Origin of the sequence: Synechococcus sp. H70.2 (assembly GCF_047462275.1) — a bacterium.
GTDB lineage: Bacteria > Cyanobacteriota > Cyanobacteriia > Thermostichales > Thermostichaceae > Thermostichus.
The window spans coordinates 41,622-57,385 of record NZ_JANSIU010000006.1 but is presented as its reverse complement, the minus strand read 5'-3'; the positions used below and the strand labels follow the sequence as shown (position 1 = coordinate 57,385).

Here is a 15,764-nt window from a genome sequence, read left to right as displayed (position 1 = left end):
AGTAGCGCAGAGATCTACCCAAAAAATCATCTATCACGAACTCCCCTCAGTAAAGTGGCAAGTCGCGCGACGAGGGAGGGCTTAACCTGCTCATTCCCTTCTTGGGAGGGAGGCAGCTTGGTGTTCAGCTTCTCCTTTGCGGTTTCTAGGTTGTCTGCTGCTGGTGCCGACTTGTCCAAGAAAGCCGGGAGAGAAGCAGAAGCAATAGTTGTTGGGCCGTCACAGGGGCTGATGAGCCCCAGCTTGGCCAGGCGGGCGCAGGCATAGCGAACTTCCAGAAGATCTGCCCCCAGCGCCCGGGCTAGGTCGGTCAGCCGGCGCGAAGGCGAAACCTGCTCCAGGATCCCCCACTCTAAGGCAGAGAGCTTGTACAAGGGCAGCTCAGTGCTGGTGCGCCAGAAATAGCTGTCCGGCTGCGGCAGGTTCTCCTCAGGAAACTGATCGAGCTTAAGCTGCTGCAGCGCTTCCAGAACCACAGCACTGGCCCCCTTGCTTAGGCCAGTCATCTCCCGATAAGGCATGGGTGCGTTAGGTAGGAAGCTGAACTGACCCGCTTCCAGAGCAAACAAGCTGTAGAGACCCACCTGCAGTTGATGGCGGAAGAGCTTGGCCAAAGCTGCTGGCGAGATCAACCCTTGCCGCTGCAAACACCGCCCCAGCGGCTCTTCTAGGCCGCAGAAAGAAGCCAGCTTTTCCACCACCCGCTTGCTAACCAAGCCGGAACGGGCCAACAAACTCTCCAAGCAGTGCTCCTCTTCGGGGGGCAGAGCTGCAATCACCCGACCTTGGTAAAACCAGATTCTGTAGATACCGTTTGGGGCCCAGATGGAAAGTTGCCCTGTTTTGCCGCCTTTTTCGATGAGCTGCAACAGATCGGGCAAAGAAAATTCCTGGAGGTCTCCAACGATGGCCATAGCAATTCTTTAGCCTCCATTAGTTTCAGGGATCCTCAAAGACACCACCATTCTCATTCGCTGATTCCCTGTCAACAACCGTGTAGCAACGGCAAAGCCACCTTTGCTCAAGTACTCGAGCTGGCAGCAATTCTACTGACGAACGATTTCATTGGAGAGATAGAGCCTAGGCATTCAGCTGCTTAGGATTTTGTCATCAATTCCTATCACTATTGTGTCGCTTTGATCTAGATCTGTTACAGCCATTCAGCTCATTTTTACCTAAGTTAACTTCGTAAAGCCGGCATGGGGAAATGCCATAAGATCTTACCCTACCGGCTTATTTTTCGCGAATGGTTTTGAGGAGGCTAGAGAGGCGGCTGACCAAAGAAGGCTTAACCGGCTCCTTCTCTTCCCGAAGGGTGGAAAGAAGCTTAGAAGCCGCCGCGAGCGCAGGTTGAGGCGTAGCGGCCGAGCTGTCGCAGGGGCTGATGAGCCCCAACTTGGCCAGGCGGGCACAGGCATAGCGCACTTCCAAGAGATCTGCCTTCAGGGATTGGGCCAACTCAACTAGGTTACGAGCGGGGGAAATCTGCTCTAGGATGGCCCACTCCAGCGGCGAGAGTTTGTACAAAGGCAGCTCGGTGCTGGTGCGCCAGAAGTAGCTATCCGGCTGCGGCAGGTTTTCTTCCGGGCGCTGCTCCAACCGAAGTTGCTGCAGCGCTTCCAGAACCACGGCGCTGGCCCCTTTGCTTAGGCCGGTCATCTCGCGGTAGGGCAGGGGCACGTTGGGCAAAAAGCTAAACTGGCCAGCTTCTAGGGCAAAGAGGCTGTAGAGCCCCACTTGCAGTTGATGGCGGAAGAGCTTGGCCAGAGCTGCTGGCGAAATCAACCCTTGCCGCTGCAGGCAAAGGCCCAGGGGCTCCTGCAAGCTGCAGAGGAAGGCCAACTCCGCCACCACCTGCTCGTTGACCAGGTTTAAGCGTACCAGCAAGCGCTCCAACCGATGCTCTTCTTTGGGAGATAAGGCCGCCACCACGCGCCCCTGATACAGCCAAACTCGATAAATGCCAGTAGGTGCCCAAACCGACAGTTGGCCTGTTTTCTTTCCTTTTTCCATCAAATGCAACAGGTCGGCTAGGGAAAATTCCTGAAGATCTCCGAGCATTGCCATGTTTCCGCGCTCCCTCTACCTATTGGATCCGGCCTTTTCAGTATTTTCCCGGTTTTTCCCTTGCTAAGCAAGTTACAAAAAAGGGCAACTCCGGGCAAGCTTAAGCTCGATTCTACACTTAGATGCTCAAAAGTTACAGCTAATTCATCTTTTCAATCAAACTTAACCAGAGTCCCCACTCTCTAGGCCTCAATGGAGCGGGAGTTGTGGCAAAAGTCCAGCAAAACTTCGGAAACAGCAACAGGTAGCAGTTGAGATATTTGTAGTTTTTAATACTTTTTAACTCTGACCATCAGAAGATCCACTGGATGTAAAAGTTCGCTTGAGAAGGAGCGAATTGAGGACTACACTGAGGGAGCTAAAGGCCATGAGGCCGCCTGCTAGAGCGGGGCTGAGGCCGAGGCCGAATCCGGGCAGGAGCGCGCCGGCAGCCACCGGGATCCCGACCAGGTTGTAGGCGAAGGCCCAGAGGAGGTTTTGCTGGATCTTGCGGAAGGTGGCGCGGCTAAGGCGGATGGCTTCTACCACGTCCCAGAGGCGGTTGCGCATGAGGATGATATCGGCAGTCTCCAGAGCGGCAGCGGTGGCAGAGTGCAGGGCCATGCCCACATCGGCTTGGGCCAAGGCAGGAGCGTCGTTGATGCCATCGCCCACCATGGCAACTCTCTGGCCCTGGGCCTGCAGATCTCGGATAACCTGGGCTTTATCTGCCGGCTGCACCTCGGCAATGACGCGGATCCCTGGCACCTGCAAAGCTTGGGCCACCTGCTGGGCCACCTCGGCCCGATCCCCAGTCAGTAAGACCACCTGCAGGCCCATTTTCTGGAGCTGTTGCAGGGTTGCCTGGGCATCAGGCCGCAAGGGATCCTGCACCGCCAACAACCCCACCAGGGATCTGTTCAGGGCCACGCCCACCACCGTTTTGCCAGCTTCCAGCAGCGCCTTGGCTTTGGCCTGCGCTTCAGGAGAAAGCGGGATCCCCAGATCGGAGAGCCCTTCGAGGGAGGCCAAGAGGATCTCTTGCCCTTCCACCCGCGCCGAGGCCCCCACTCCCGGCTGGGTGTGAAACTCGTCGGCAGAAAGCAAGGGCAGTCCCTGCTCGCGGGCGGCCCCCAAAATGGCTTGGGCCAGAGGATGGCGGGTGCCGCTTTCTACTGTCGCCGCCAGTTGCAGCAGCCGAGCCGGATCCAGGGCAGGGTCGAGGGCAAGGCAATCGGTTAGGTGCGGATCCCCCTGGGTGAGGGTGCCGGTTTTGTCGAAGACAACTGTTTGCAGGCGGTGGGTTTTCTCCAGGACATCGCCGCCGCGGATGAGCAGTCCCCGCTCCGCACCTAAGCCGGTGCCCACCAAAATGGCTACGGGTGTAGCCAATCCCAGGGCGCAGGGGCAGGCCACCACCAGCACCGAGATGGCCAGCTTAAGGCTGAGGAGCAGAGGGGTAGGATGGGGGGGGTGATCCCCTAGGTGCAGAGAGGAGTGGAGACCAACCCCCATCAGGAGCTCGCTTCCCCAGAGCGGGATCCCGATCCAGTACCAGAAGGCAAAGGTGAGAAGGGCCAGCGCCATCACGCCGTAGGTGAAGTAACCGGCCACCCGGTCGGCCACGCCTTGGATAGGGGCCTTGCGGGCTTGGGCTTCTTCCACCAGACGGATGATCTGGGCCAGGGTCGTGTCTTTCCCAGTGCGCGTAGCCCGGCACAGCAGCAGCCCTGATTGGTTGACCGTCCCGGCCACGACCGGATCCCCTGGCTGTTTGAATACAGGTAGGGATTCGCCGGTGAGCATGCCCTCGTCCACCGTGGCCTGGCCGGCAATCACTTCTCCATCCACCGGGATCTGCTCCCCGGCCCGCACCTGCAGCCAGTCCCCCACCTGCACTTGTTCGATGGGGCACCACTCTCCCTCTGAGCTCAGGGATCCCCCCGCCTCTTGGGGTGGCACTCGGCGAGCCAAGCTGGGGCGCAGGCTCAGCAAGGCCTGCAAGCTGCTGGCGGCCCGCAGACGGCTCTGCTGCTCCAGGGCCCGCCCCAGCAGGATGAAGCTAAGCAGCATCACCGGCTCGTCAAAGAAGCACTCCCAGCCCACCTGCGGGGCCAACAGCCCCACCAAACTGGCCAGGTAGGCGGATCCGGATCCCAGAGTGACTAGGGTGTTCATGTTGGGAGCCAGCCGCCGCGCCGCCCGCCAGCCGTCCAGGACAAGGCCACGGGCTGGGCCGACGAAGGTCAACGTCGCCAACCCCCAGTGCAGCCAGACCTCGTTGAGGACGGGCAAGCCTAGACGAGTGAACAGATCCAGGTGGCCAGCGGCAGAGATGAGCAGTAAAAAAGCGGCGGTGAGGGCCTGGCGAATGTGGGCTTGGGTCTGCCGCCGCTGCTGGGAGAGGGGATCCGCAGGCGCCTCCAGGGCCCTCTTCCCTCCGGCTGGGGAGGGATCTGGGGGAGAATCGCCCCTGCCGGCGGCACAGGAGCTGGGAAACCCTGCCTCTGTCAAGATCCGGGCCAGATGTTCTGGATCAGGCCGGCTGCCAGGGGCAAATTCCACAAGGGCCGATTCGGTAACTAGGTTAACGCTGGCTTTGACCACCCCCGGCTGGTTGAGCAAGACTTGCTCGACGGCCCGAACACAGCCGGCGCAGCTCATGCCTCCAACATGAAGCAGCAGGGATCCCTGCCCAGCCTGTTCCTGAAAGGGCCCGTGGGACTTCTCTAGGTCTGGCGGCTGAGCTATCCGCTTGGGGAACTTCGCATCTGTAGTAGCCATCTCTAGCGGGTCAACGAAACTTTTCCCTCACCCCCCCGCCTCTCTCCTCTTGGGAGAGGGAAGCAGTTCCGCAGCCATGAGTAGTGAGCCTGGGGGTAAGGAGATCCCCCCTATCCTAGCGTTGGCATCTCAGGCCCTTACCTATCCCCTTTGAACCCGCCGCTCAAACTCCTCGCGGGTGGCATCCACCAGTTGCACCGCCTCTGGGTAGAGGTGCGGGTGGTTTTGCTTAAGCCAACTCAAGAGCCGCGCCAACTGGGCGGCGCAGAGATCCAGATCGGCCTGAAAAATCACTGCCGCTGCCATGTGCTGGGCGTATTCGGGGGGATGGCCCTGCTGGGTCAGCTCCGCCGTCAAGGCGGCCAGAGCCTGCTGGCGAACAGAGGGGGCGGAGCCTTCCGGGATGGACATAGGCGGGATCCCTCAATCAGCAGAGTAGCGGCGCAGGGCCAAGGTCACGTTATGCCCCCCAAACCCAAAGGCATTGACCAGGGCCACGTCAATGGCCATCTGCCGCGCCTTGTGGGGCACAAAGTCCAGCCCTTCGCACTCGGGGTCAGGGTTATCCAGATTAAGGGTGGGGGGAACCCAGCCGTGGTAGATGGCCAGGGCCGTCGCCACGGTAGCAATGCCGCCTGCCCCCCCCAACAGGTGACCGGTCATGGATTTGGTGGCGCTAATAGCCAGGCGAGGGGCATGCTCGCCGAAAACTGCCTTGATGGCCTGCACCTCGGCAACATCCCCCACAGGCGTGCTGGTGGCATGGGCGTTGATGTGCTGCACCTCTTCTGGCCGGATCCCTGCATCTTTGAGGGCTAGCCGCATTGCGCGGGCAGCGCCTTCGCCGCCGGGAGCAGGGTTGGTGATGTGGTGGGCATCACAGGTAAGGCCGTAGCCGACGATCTCGGCGTAGATCTTGGCACCGCGGGCGCGGGCATGTTCCAGCTCCTCCAGCAGGAGGATCCCAGCTCCCTCCCCCATCACAAAGCCATCCCGATCCCGGTCAAAGGGCCGGCAGGCCTGCTCAGGAGCCTCATTGCGGGTGGAAAGGGCCTTCATGGCGCTGAAGCCAGCCACCGACAGGGGAGTCACTGCCGCTTCTGTGCCCCCTGTAATGGCCACCTGCACTTCCCCCCGCTGGATAAGCCGAAAGGCATCGCCAATGGCGTTGGAGCCGGAAGCACAGGCCGTCACCGTGCAGGAATTGGGCCCCTTGGCGCCAAAGTGAATGGCCACATGGCCCGCCGCCATATTGGCAATCATCATCGGTACCATAAAGGGGCTGCAGCGATCCGGCCCTTTTTGCAAGTAGATGGTCTGCTGCTCTTCCAAGACCCGGATGCCGCCAATGCCAGTACCCAAGATTACTCCCACCTGCTCGGCGTTGAGATCGGTAATGCGAAACTGGGCGTCCTCCAGCGCTTGCTGGGTGGCAGCCAATGCCAGATGGACGAAGCGGTCGGTGCGCTTGACGTCCTTGCGGTCCAGGTAGTCGAGGGGATCAAAGCCCTTCACCTCCCCAGCAATGCGGCACTCGTGGCGAGAGGCGTCAAAGTGGGTAATTGGCCCAATGCCAGAGCGCCCTGCCAGCAGACCCTGCCAAAACTCGGCAGGAGAGTTGCCAAGGGGGGTTATCGCCCCCAGGCCCGTGATGACAACGCGACGGTGGGAGTTGGTTGGGACGGACATAGGAGCGGCGGCAGGATCCATAGACAACCGTGAGTCCTCTTCCTTAGCACTCCCCCTCGAGGGGGAAGGGGGAGGCCTACCCCCTCTCCCAGCTTAGGCAGCCTTCTTGGAGAGGATGTAGTTGACGGCATCCTGCACCGTGGCAATGCCCTGGGCATCCTCATCGGGGATTTCTAGATCGAATTCCTCCTCGAATGCCATGACCAGCTCTACGGTATCAAGACTGTCGGCCCCTAGGTCGTTCTGGAAATTGGCCTCCAGGGTTACTTTGTCGTCCTCAACACCCAGTTGTTCGGACACAATCTTGCGAACCCGCTGGTAGACTTCCTCGGCACTCATGCTTGGAACCCTGCAGTCTCTTGGCTATAGCTATCAAAGTACCCCCCTATTGTATCGAACAAGGGATCTCCTCTTGCGAGAGGCATGCCTACTTTTTTGACCGCAGAGGGGGGAAATGGCTTTTCTGGTTCCAGAAAGAGTAGCTAGGATAGTCAATTGCATCTTAGAGTCTCGAGGAGAACCTGCTTCCATGCCCCGCGCCTATGAAACGATGCTGATTGTGCGCCCCGACCTCTCGCAGGAACCCCTAGCCCAACTTCTCAGCGAACAGGAGTCACTCCTACGAGAAAACGGGGCAACCGACCTGGAAATTACCAACCGTGGCAAGCGCCGCTTCGCTGGGTTTGAGATGAAAAAGTTTAAGGAAGGACTGTACATCCAGTTCAACTACAAGGCCGAGCCAAAGGCGGTGGCCACCTGGGAGAAAAATCTGCGCATCAACGAGAACGTGCTGCGCTACATGACCCTGCGCCGGGATTGAGTCAACAGAATCCCATCCTGAGCCCAGACTACAATGTCAAGGGGCCTTGTTTCCACCTACTAGTGAACTTCCTGGGGCTTAGTCATGAACTCGATTGTTTTGATGGGGGAGGTAGCGAGTGAGCCAGAGCTGCGCTACACACCCGATAACCTAGCGGTTGCATCTTTGCTCCTGCGCTTCCCCAGCTTGCGCCCAGAGGAGCCGCCCTACCAGGTGCGGGTTGCCTCTTTTGGAGAGCTGGCCCAGCGGGTGGTGGATACCTGTCACGTGGGGGATCAGATCACAGTAGAGGGTCAGCTGCACATGAATGTGGTAGAGCGGGATGGACGCAAGGAGAAGCTGGCGGAGATCACCGCCCGCCGCATCCATCAACTTAGCTCTGCTCGGGTTCTCTCCCTAACGGGGATGGGCGACTCCAGCAGGGAGACTGTTGAAGAAGAGGTCGCCCCTCTGCCTGACCAAGACGAGATCCCGTTCTAGAGGCGGTGGGACTCCAACTGCTGCTCAGCCCTGGAGAGCTCCTACTTGGCAAGCTTCACCCACCTCCCCCAAGGAGGGGGTGGGTTGAGGAGCAAGCGGAAGGTTGCCCCTTTTGCCTAGAGAGGTCAATGCAGTTAAGGAAGTCGGTATGTTCAGCAGGATTCTGGTGGCAGTGGATCGGTCGGAGTTGAGTGAAGGGGTATTTCAAGGTGCCCTCCAGGTGGCAAAGGCCCTAGGGGCTCAGATGATGCTCCTCCACGTTTTGTCGCAGGAAGAGCCTGGCGCTCCCGAGCCGCCGATGATCTTGGGCATGGACTACAACTCTACTCTCAGCGCCGAGCTGTGGCAATCCTACCGGGAGCAGTGCGCCATTTTCGAGCAAAACCAGATGAACTACCTGCGCTCCCTGGTGGAGAGGGCGGCCGAGGAGGGAGTTTGCGCCGAGTACAACCTCAGCTATGGCAGTCCCGGTCGGGTCATCTGTGACTTGGCCCGCTCTTGGCAAGCCGACCTAATCGTTGTGGGTCGCCGCGGTTACTCTGGGCTGAGCGAGCTGTTCTTAGGTAGCGTCAGCAACTATGTGCTCCACCACGCCCCCTGCTCAGTTCTAACCCTCCAGGGAGAGAAGCTGAGAAAGGGATCCCAGCAGCAGGAAAACCAAATGGCCACCCCGCCGTCCTAGGGCGAAGCCTTTTCCTCTGCTTCTTTCTCCCCTAGCAGTTGCTTGACCTCTGTTTCAATGCTGTTGAAGGTGCTAAGGTCGAGCACAGCTATATCGGGTTGGCGGCTACTGCGGGCATAGGCGCGTAGGCCAGCGGCACTGAGGCTCAGGGTCAGGGGCTCCTGCTCTGTCTCAGGCTTGGGTGCAATGTCAAGCTGGAGGTCTGGCGTGGCTAGGGCCTTCTGGGCGTCGGGATCGGTTTCTGGCACAAACTCCTTGGCACGGGCAGCATTGAGGCTGGCAAAGAGAGAGCTGAGGTTAACTGGCTGGCCGGGTCGTTCTGGGTTTTCCCAGCGCAGCTCCAGCGATCCCTTCTCCTGGGGCAGGGGGTTGAGGGTAACCCGCTCCCCTAGCGACTCTAGGGTAACTTGGCCGACTTGGTTGGGGTTGAGGCGGGCAAGGCGGTGATCCCGCAGCTCCTCCAGGTCGGCGCGGAGGATGTCGGCAGTACTGGTGAGGAGGGTAGCCACCGCCGGGTGTTCAGAGGTAATGACGTACACCTGGCCCTCTTTCTCCGCTCCTAAGGCCACGCTCAGGGTTTTGCCGTCCTTAAGCTCAACGCTTAGCTGGGCAGAGGGCTTCTCCAGCCCATAGGGAGCCAGCTCTGCCTTGGTTTCAGCGGGAAACTCCACCGCCTGCAGACGAGACAGGGTGTTGAGCAGGCGGTCAACGTTGAGGTCATCGGCAGGCAGCTCTCTGGGCTCGACAATCTGCCAAGTCTCCTCCTGCCGCTGCAAGCGGACAACCTCTGGCTCTGCCTCGGCCAATTGCACTTGGAGAGACTTCACCGCCGCCCTATCAAAGCGCAGCAGGGTTTTGTCCCGCAACGTCAAAAGGGAAGGAAGCAGGGATCCCTTCTGACTGCTGGCCAAGAGCACTACCTTGCCTCCTTCGGGTTGGGCGTAGAAGCCGGAGCCGTCGAAGTTGTCATTGCCGATGGCTAGGCGATAAGGATCCCCTTCCTTGGGGAAAAGAGCAAGCTGGTAGCGCGGCTGGTCTAGACCAAAAGCAGCTAGATCGCTGGCTTCCTCCAAGCTTACCTGGGGCGTGAGGCGGGAGAAGGTGTTGAGGAGCTGCTCCACCGGAAAGTCCAGGGCTGCTGACTGGATGGGCTGGAGGATGCGCCAGCGAGAGCCTTCTTCTCCTTCAGGAGTGCGCTCCAAAACAATTGCTTCGGGTTTCCCCTCTTTTTGCTGGCGGATCTCGATGCGGGCAATGGTGTCGGGGGCAAAGTGGAAAAGCCGCGCCCGCTCCGCCTGCTGCTGCTGGCGCAGCTGCTGGAAACTGTCGAGGAGGAAATACCCCAGCAAAGCGGCCACCGCCAAACCCAAGAGAATCCAGGTGCTGCGCTTAAACATGCTTGTCCTCCCCCAGCTCTACCGCCTTTGCCACCAAAGCACGGCCCCCACCCCCAACGCCACCAGCGGCAGGAGTACCGTCGATCCCAGCACCAACCAGCGGAAGTTCTGGTCGGTTAGGGTGAGACGGCGGTCGGTAATAGATTTGGGGCGGATGGAGATCTGCTCGGTCTGTTCGGTTAGCCAGTTAACCGCGTTGAGGAAGAGATCCCGGTTGCCCTGCTGCCGCAGGTTGCCGTCAAGAGCAAAGTTGACATTGCCAATGACCACCAGGCGGGCCTCAGGTGCTGAACTCTGCTGGGAATCCTGCTTCTCGCTTTCCAGCCGGCGGCTCAAGGCGACACCTAGGGTTAGCGGGCCAGGCTTGTCTTGAGCCAGGTCAAATTGCACGGGGCCAGCCTCCAGGTTGGGGCTGGTCTCTCCCCAGCTCTGGGGGCTGGTGCGCAGCAGAGGTGTAGCCTGGATCCCTTCGCGGGCTTGGGTTTCTACAGAACGAGCCAGAGGAAAGAGGGTCATCAGCCGCTGCTCGGCCAAGGGGGCGGTAATAGGGTGATCCCCGTAGGTGGTGACTAGGGCAACTGCCGGTCCTGTGCCCAAGAGTTGGCTGACGCTGCTCACCTCGATAAGGATGTCATCTCCCAAAACCACGCCCCACTCTTCCAGCAAGGGATCCAAGCCAGCATCCACCCGTGGCCCAATGAGCAGCAGCAGGCGCCCTCCCCTGGCCAGGTACTCCTGCAGCTTCTCCACCTCCCCCGGGAAGAGAGCCCGCTGCGGCCCTGCCAACACCAGCACATCGGCCTTGTCCGGGATCTCCGACTGCACCAGGTTCAAAGGCTCCACCCGATAGCCTTCCTGGCCGAGGGCTGCCACCGCCTGGGCCAGCGTTGGGGTACCTTCCCGTGCCTCTAGGCCCACTTCCCCATGCCCTTGCACGAAATAGGCCAGCAACTCCCCGCGGTTGACCACTTTAGACAAGACGGGGGTCAGTTTGCTCTCCAGCTCAGGGGCAGGGGGCTGCGGCAGTTGCTGCCGGCTTTCTCCGGCTTCCACCACGAGGGTGTTGTTTTGCGTTACCTGGAGCCGCTGCACCGTTAGGGGATCGCGGTTGGGATCCACAAATTCAAATTGGAAGCGCTCAGGGTTGAGGCGGCGGTAGCGCTCCAGTTGCTCCCGCAGGTTGGGATCCGGCGCCGTGGTAACCACCCAGACTTTGACGGGTTGCGCCAATCCCTGCACCAGTTGCCGGGTTTGAGGCGAGAGGGTAAACAGGCCTCCCTCCGTGAGATCCAGGCGCAGGTCGTAGCGCACGGCCACGACATTGAGCAACACCAGAATGACGGCCATCGCCGCCACCGCCACCAGGATGTTGGCGTTGGTCTGAGTGGAGCGCAGGCCAAGGAAGACGCTGACTTCGCGCTGGTGGGTGAGACCCCACACCACTACTAGGACTAGGCCTGCTGCCAGCAGACTTAGCGGCACAGCTGTCCAGCCAGTGAGGGCAGCTCCCACCAGCAACCCAATGGCTATGACACCAAGGCCGAGGATCCCCGTCCAATCTGCCAGTGCCCGCCAGTCTTTCATCACCGCACACCTCCCAAGACAACCCTAGCCCTGCTGCCAGCGCAAGCTTTCCACCGACTGCACCGTGGCAAACAGCCCCAGCACAATGATGCTGAGGAAAAGGACGACGCTACTGCTGCTGAGGATCCCTTGCACCCAGTTGCTGTATTGCTGCAGCAGGGAGATGTGCCGCAGGGTAGCGGCAATCCACGTGTTCTCCTGGCCGGCAGCAGCGTCGATGACCCAGAGCAGCAGGATCAACCCAAAGGTAGCCACCGCAGCAATGAGGGTACTGTCTGTTAGAGAAGAGACAAATAACCCCAAAGCCATGACACTACCCGCCAGCAGGGCAAGTCCCACATAGCCCATCAGAGTTAAGCGGTAATCAACCGCTGGCCTGGCGCTACTTAGCACCAGCACGTGGTAAACCAGAGGCGGCAGCAATAAGGTAATGAAGAACACCCAGACCGCCAGCCACTTGCCCAGGGCCACCTCTAGGTTGGTAATGGGGGAGGTAGCCAACAGCTCCATCGTGCCCCGCCGCCGCTCCTCGGCGTAGGAGCTCATGGTGAAGATAGGCAATAAAAATAGGGAAAGGGTGCTCAGCAAATTGAGAAACTGCTGCGACAGGATGGTGGCGGCATCAAAGGGGTTCTCTTGGCCAAACTGGGCAAAGAGATCCACCTGCTGGGAGAAGTTAATGACCCGCACCAAGATGTTGACAAAGAAAAACCCCGCCAGGCCCCAGAACACCGCCGCCACCACGTAGGCAATGGGGGAGGTGAAATAGCCGCGCAGTTCTTTGCGAAAAATGGCCACTGCTCCGTTCATGCTGCTTCCTCCAATGTGCCTGCGGATCCCTCTTGGGTGGTGAGCTGCAGGAAAATCTCTTCCAAAGAAGCCTGGGGACGACCGATCTCGTAGAGGTCGATCCCTGCCTGCACCAGGGCCCTGGCCACCTCCGGGATCCAGCCTAAGGACTCTGTCCCTTTGTCGCGAACGGCAGCAACGTTGCTTTTAAGCTGCACCTGCCAGCGAGGGGGATCGGATCCCAGGGGCTGCAAACTCACCACCTCCACCTGGGGCAAGTTTTGCAGGGCCGCCCGGATAGCCGTTTCCTCAGGGGCGCCCACCACCAGCTTTGCCTGCTGCCGATCCTGCACCTGTGCCGTCAGCTCGGCGGGCGTGCCGATGGCTGCCACCTGGCCGCGGTTGATGATCACCACCCGGTCGCAGGTCATGCTTACCTCCGGCAGGATGTGGGTGGAGAGGATGATGGTGTGCTCCCCTGCCAGACTTTTGATGAGGTTGCGCACCTCGATGATCTGCTTGGGATCCAGCCCAATTGTGGGCTCGTCGAGGATAATCACGGGCGGGTCGTGCACTAAAGCTTGGGCCAGGCCCACCCGCTGCTTGTACCCCTTGGAGAGCTTGCGGATGAGGGTGTGGCGCTTGTCTTCCAGGCTGCAGCGGCGAATTACCTCGTCTACCCGCCTAGGTCGGTCACCAGCGCTGACCCGCTTAATCTGGGCAACAAAGTGCAGGTAGGCCTCCACCGTCATATCGGGGTAGAGGGGCGGGTTTTCTGGCAAATAGCCAATGCGCTGCCGCACTGCCATCGGGTTTTCGTGCACATCAAACCCGGCCACCCGCGCCGTTCCTTCCGTAGCCGGCAAGTACCCCGCCAGAATGCGCATCGAGGTGGTCTTGCCGGCGCCATTGGGCCCTAGAAACCCCATGATCTCGCCGGCATTCACCTGGAAAGAAATATCGCGGATGGCGGTAAAGCTGCCGTAGGTTTTGCTCAGATGCTCTACCTCAATGGCAGCCGTGGTTGCCGAAGCAGTGGATAAACCTGTCATCGACGCTTCCTCGCTTAGAGGGTTAGCGGCAGTTGTGGACCCAGAAGGCCTGTTAAGCCGGGGACAAACGACGCCAAGGCCATTTGCAAACTTAGCATAGCGGCGCCCGGCCTCGGCAGACGGGATCCCCATCCCCCTTTTGGTGGGGACTCAAGGTCCTAGGGATCCCCACTCCTCCAGCCCCAAGACCCGGCTCTCCCCAGGGCGGGCGGCCACCACCTCGCCAATAGGGAAGGCTTCCGGCAGCAGCGATCTCAGCGAATCTTCCGCCGCAGGGGGCACCACCAGCACATAGCCCACCCCCAGGTTGAAGGTGTTGAACATCTCCAGGGTCTCCACTTGGCCTTGCTCCTGCAGCCAGAGAAACTCCGGCGGAACGGGCCAACTGTGGGGCTCTAGCCGCGCCGCCTGGCTAGGAGCCAAACAGCGGGGCAAGTTTTCCGGGATGCCGCCGCCGGTGATGTGAGCCATGCCGTGGATGGGGATCCCTGCCGCTTGCAGCCGCTGCACCGCCTGCACGTAGATGCGGGTGGGGGTGAGAAACACCTCCGCCAAAGGCCGATCCCAGCCGGAGGGTTGGTGGTCCCAGCGCCAGCCTCGCTCGGCCACAATGCGCCGCACCAGGCTGAAGCCGTTGCTGTGCAGGCCGCTGCTGGGCAGAGCCCACAGCCGATCCCCCAGCTGCACCTGAGAGCCGTCTAGAATGTCTGCCTTGTCCACAACCCCAACGCAAAATCCCGCCAAGTCGTACTTTCCAGGCGGGTAGAATCCCGGCATCTCCGCCGTTTCTCCCCCCAGCAGTTGGCAGCCGGCCTCCTGGCAGCCCGCTAAAATGCCCTCGATGACTTGCCAGAGGGCCTCTGGCTGCAGCTTGCCGGTGGCAATGTAGTCCAGGAAAAACAGCGGCTTGGCTCCCACCGTCAGCACGTCGTTGACACACATGGCCACTAGATCAATACCGACGCTGCGGTGCTGCCCCCACTGCTGGGCAATCTCCAGCTTGGTCCCCACTCCATCGGCCCCGGCCACCAGAACCGGGGCACGGTAGCCTGCTGGCAGCTCGAACAAGCCGGCAAAGCCGCCAATGCTACCCAAGACTCCTGGGGAACCTGTAGAACTCCGTTCAACGCGCTCCCGGATCCCTTGGACAAAAGCGCGTCCGCGATCGATGTCAACCCCTGCTGAGCGGTAGTCCAAGATGCCAAATACCCTTACGATAACTGGACTTGGGCTTTTGCGCCTGGGCAGGCAAACCAGTCAATCCAGAAACCCATGGTACATTAACTTCTGTTTTAGCCATCGCGTTGGAAGTTGGACGAGTTGAAGAGGAGCGCGGCCTCATGCAAACTCAAAAATGGCTTGGACAGGGACTGGCTCCTGCCCCCAAGTTGGGCTTGGTTAGCTGTCTCTGTGTCACAGCTTTAAGCTGGCCCATGGGTCTGCTCAGTAATGCCAGGGCCCAAGCGTCAGCCCGCAGTGGCTCTACCACCACCCAAGCCGCAGAGTTACCCCTGGAAGGCCCTTCGCTTTCTCCCGCAGCCAAGCTTGTCTTTGCTCCCCAGCCCAATCCTTCCCTGCCTGCAAAACCTGGCACCTTGAACGTGCAGGACTTGTCGTCTCTCCTCCCCTCCCCCCAGGCAAGCCTCCCTCGGCTCCTCGAAGAGCCCATCCTCAAGATTGGCGAACAAAAGCAGTCTGCTCCTCAGCCCATTGCCACCCTCTACGCCTACCTAATCGACGGGCGGCAGGCGGTTACCGTCTATGTGCGGGACTTGCCCATCGTTACCTTTGTCGAGCACCCTCGCTTGGAGCCGCCGTTGCTGCGGGCCAGTTCTCTAGTGGCCCAGCTCAACCAAATGGCCCAGGGATCTCTAGAAGACACCACCATCACCCTGGCTTGGACCGAGCCCAAATCCGGGGATCCTCTCTATGCCGTTCGGGTTAACGGCAAGGAATTGTTGCGTGTTGATGAAGGCGTACTCCTGGTGGATAACCAACGCCCAGTGGATACAGCCCTTCTGGCCACCAATCGGCTGCGCCGGCTGCTGCTGGGTGCCCCTCCTCTCCCTGCTCCTGTCTTGCCGCAGCTGGCTACTCTAAAAGCCAAGACTGCCGCTCCGCCGCCGCCAGTTCCGGTCCAGCAGCAGGGAGTTCCCCTTATCAAGGCTAGTCTAGTGCAGGAAGGGATCGCCTCTTGGTACGACCTACACCCCACTCGCAACGAGATGACGGCAGCCCACCCTACGCTGCCCTTCGGGACGGTAGTGCGGGTAACCAACCTGAGGAATGGCCGCCAGGTTGTGGTGCGCATCAATGATCGCGGCCCCTTTATCCCCAATCGAATTATCGACCTCTCCCTAAGGGCGGCAGAAGCTCTGGGTATGGTGCAGGCAGGCCTTGCCCCGGTGCGCGTGGAGGTGCTCCCCAGGCGCTAGAGCAGG

Annotated in this window: 15 protein-coding genes; 4 read left to right on the top strand and 11 right to left on the bottom strand. The window is 60.3% G+C overall.

From position 1 onward, the window contains the following. Positions 1–26: 26 nt before the first annotated feature. The 6 genes from NW822_RS07435 to NW822_RS07410 all read right to left on the bottom strand — a co-directional run bounded on the left by NW822_RS07435 (position 27) and on the right by NW822_RS07410 (position 6,858). A complete protein-coding gene (locus NW822_RS07435; RefSeq protein WP_414404024.1) occupies positions 27–914 on the bottom strand; it encodes a DUF4388 domain-containing protein in 888 nt (295 codons plus the stop codon). Between the two features lie 319 nt (positions 915–1,233). Then, positions 1,234–2,061, bottom strand: coding sequence for a DUF4388 domain-containing protein (locus tag NW822_RS07430; RefSeq protein ID WP_414404023.1), 828 nt, complete (start codon positions 2,059–2,061; stop codon positions 1,234–1,236). A 285-nt stretch (positions 2,062–2,346) separates the two neighbouring features. Further along, positions 2,347–4,830, bottom strand: coding sequence for a heavy metal translocating P-type ATPase (locus tag NW822_RS07425; RefSeq protein WP_414404022.1), 2,484 nt, complete (start codon positions 4,828–4,830; stop codon positions 2,347–2,349). A 141-nt stretch (positions 4,831–4,971) separates the two neighbouring features. Beyond that, on the bottom strand, positions 4,972–5,241 hold the full coding sequence (locus tag NW822_RS07420) for a hypothetical protein (RefSeq protein ID WP_414404021.1): 270 nt from the start codon (positions 5,239–5,241) through the stop codon (positions 4,972–4,974). A 12-nt stretch (positions 5,242–5,253) separates the two neighbouring features. Further along, positions 5,254–6,519 (bottom strand): beta-ketoacyl-ACP synthase II, encoded by a 1,266-nt coding sequence (gene fabF, locus NW822_RS07415; RefSeq protein WP_414366860.1) that lies wholly within the window; start codon positions 6,517–6,519, stop codon positions 5,254–5,256. Between the two features lie 93 nt (positions 6,520–6,612). Next, positions 6,613–6,858, bottom strand: coding sequence for an acyl carrier protein (locus tag NW822_RS07410; RefSeq protein WP_414359749.1), 246 nt, complete (start codon positions 6,856–6,858; stop codon positions 6,613–6,615). A 190-nt stretch (positions 6,859–7,048) separates the two neighbouring features. Between NW822_RS07410 and rpsF the strand changes: the two genes are divergently transcribed. The 3 genes from rpsF (at position 7,049) to NW822_RS07395 (ending at position 8,501) form a co-directional block, all read left to right on the top strand. Beyond that, positions 7,049–7,339 carry a 30S ribosomal protein S6 gene (gene rpsF, locus NW822_RS07405; protein ID WP_414359746.1) on the top strand — a complete coding sequence of 97 codons (291 nt, stop codon included), beginning with the start codon at positions 7,049–7,051 and terminating at the stop codon, positions 7,337–7,339. Positions 7,340–7,423: 84 nt separating this feature from the next. Then, on the top strand, positions 7,424–7,819 hold the full coding sequence (locus tag NW822_RS07400) for a single-stranded DNA-binding protein (RefSeq protein ID WP_414359743.1): 396 nt from the start codon (positions 7,424–7,426) through the stop codon (positions 7,817–7,819). Positions 7,820–7,967: 148 nt separating this feature from the next. Then, positions 7,968–8,501, top strand: a complete 534-nt coding sequence (locus NW822_RS07395; protein WP_414359740.1) for a universal stress protein — start codon at positions 7,968–7,970, stop codon at positions 8,499–8,501. On the opposite strand, the gene NW822_RS07390 is transcribed toward NW822_RS07395, so the two are convergent. The 5 genes from NW822_RS07390 to purM form a co-directional block, all read right to left on the bottom strand. After that, a complete protein-coding gene (locus tag NW822_RS07390) occupies positions 8,498–9,898 on the bottom strand; it encodes a DUF4340 domain-containing protein (protein WP_414404020.1) in 1,401 nt (466 codons plus the stop codon). The two genes, NW822_RS07395 and NW822_RS07390, sit on opposite strands and share 4 nt — an antisense overlap. 18 nt (positions 9,899–9,916) lie before the next feature. Continuing rightward, on the bottom strand, positions 9,917–11,482 hold the full coding sequence (locus NW822_RS07385) for a GldG family protein (protein ID WP_414404019.1): 1,566 nt from the start codon (positions 11,480–11,482) through the stop codon (positions 9,917–9,919). Positions 11,483–11,506: 24 nt separating this feature from the next. After that, a complete protein-coding gene (locus NW822_RS07380; protein WP_414359733.1) occupies positions 11,507–12,292 on the bottom strand; it encodes an ABC transporter permease in 786 nt (261 codons plus the stop codon). Beyond that, positions 12,289–13,323, bottom strand: coding sequence for an ABC transporter ATP-binding protein (locus NW822_RS07375; RefSeq protein WP_414404018.1), 1,035 nt, complete (start codon positions 13,321–13,323; stop codon positions 12,289–12,291). The genes NW822_RS07380 and NW822_RS07375 overlap by 4 nt, the downstream gene beginning before the upstream one ends. A 150-nt stretch (positions 13,324–13,473) precedes the next feature. Further along, a complete protein-coding gene (gene purM, locus NW822_RS07370; protein WP_414404017.1) occupies positions 13,474–14,520 on the bottom strand; it encodes a phosphoribosylformylglycinamidine cyclo-ligase in 1,047 nt (348 codons plus the stop codon). Positions 14,521–14,756: 236 nt separating this feature from the next. Between purM and NW822_RS07365 the strand changes: the two genes are divergently transcribed. Further along, the gene (locus tag NW822_RS07365) at positions 14,757–15,758 is read left to right on the top strand and encodes a septal ring lytic transglycosylase RlpA family protein (protein ID WP_414404016.1); all 1,002 of its coding nucleotides are present in this window, start codon (positions 14,757–14,759) and stop codon (positions 15,756–15,758) included. Positions 15,759–15,764: the final 6 nt, after the last annotated feature.

Excerpts from the sequence above, each read along its gene's own strand:
- NW822_RS07435 (WP_414404024.1), bottom strand. The coding sequence starts at position 914 with ATGGCCATCGTTGGAGACCTCCAGGAATTTTCTTTGCCCGATCTGTTG.
- NW822_RS07430 (WP_414404023.1), bottom strand. The coding sequence starts at position 2,061 with ATGCTCGGAGATCTTCAGGAATTTTCCCTAGCCGACCTGTTGCATTTG.
- NW822_RS07425 (WP_414404022.1), bottom strand. The coding sequence starts at position 4,830 with ATGGCTACTACAGATGCGAAGTTCCCCAAGCGGATAGCTCAGCCGCCA.
- NW822_RS07420 (WP_414404021.1), bottom strand. The coding sequence starts at position 5,241 with ATGTCCATCCCGGAAGGCTCCGCCCCCTCTGTTCGCCAGCAGGCTCTG.
- fabF (WP_414366860.1), bottom strand. The coding sequence starts at position 6,519 with ATGTCCGTCCCAACCAACTCCCACCGTCGCGTTGTCATCACGGGCCTG.
- NW822_RS07410 (WP_414359749.1), bottom strand. The coding sequence starts at position 6,858 with ATGAGTGCCGAGGAAGTCTACCAGCGGGTTCGCAAGATTGTGTCCGAA.
- rpsF (WP_414359746.1), top strand. The coding sequence starts at position 7,049 with ATGCCCCGCGCCTATGAAACGATGCTGATTGTGCGCCCCGACCTCTCG.
- NW822_RS07400 (WP_414359743.1), top strand. The coding sequence starts at position 7,424 with ATGAACTCGATTGTTTTGATGGGGGAGGTAGCGAGTGAGCCAGAGCTG.
- NW822_RS07395 (WP_414359740.1), top strand. The coding sequence starts at position 7,968 with ATGTTCAGCAGGATTCTGGTGGCAGTGGATCGGTCGGAGTTGAGTGAA.
- NW822_RS07390 (WP_414404020.1), bottom strand. The coding sequence starts at position 9,898 with ATGTTTAAGCGCAGCACCTGGATTCTCTTGGGTTTGGCGGTGGCCGCT.
- NW822_RS07385 (WP_414404019.1), bottom strand. The coding sequence starts at position 11,482 with ATGAAAGACTGGCGGGCACTGGCAGATTGGACGGGGATCCTCGGCCTT.
- NW822_RS07380 (WP_414359733.1), bottom strand. The coding sequence starts at position 12,292 with ATGAACGGAGCAGTGGCCATTTTTCGCAAAGAACTGCGCGGCTATTTC.
- NW822_RS07375 (WP_414404018.1), bottom strand. The coding sequence starts at position 13,323 with ATGACAGGTTTATCCACTGCTTCGGCAACCACGGCTGCCATTGAGGTA.
- NW822_RS07365 (WP_414404016.1), top strand. The coding sequence starts at position 14,757 with ATGGGTCTGCTCAGTAATGCCAGGGCCCAAGCGTCAGCCCGCAGTGGC.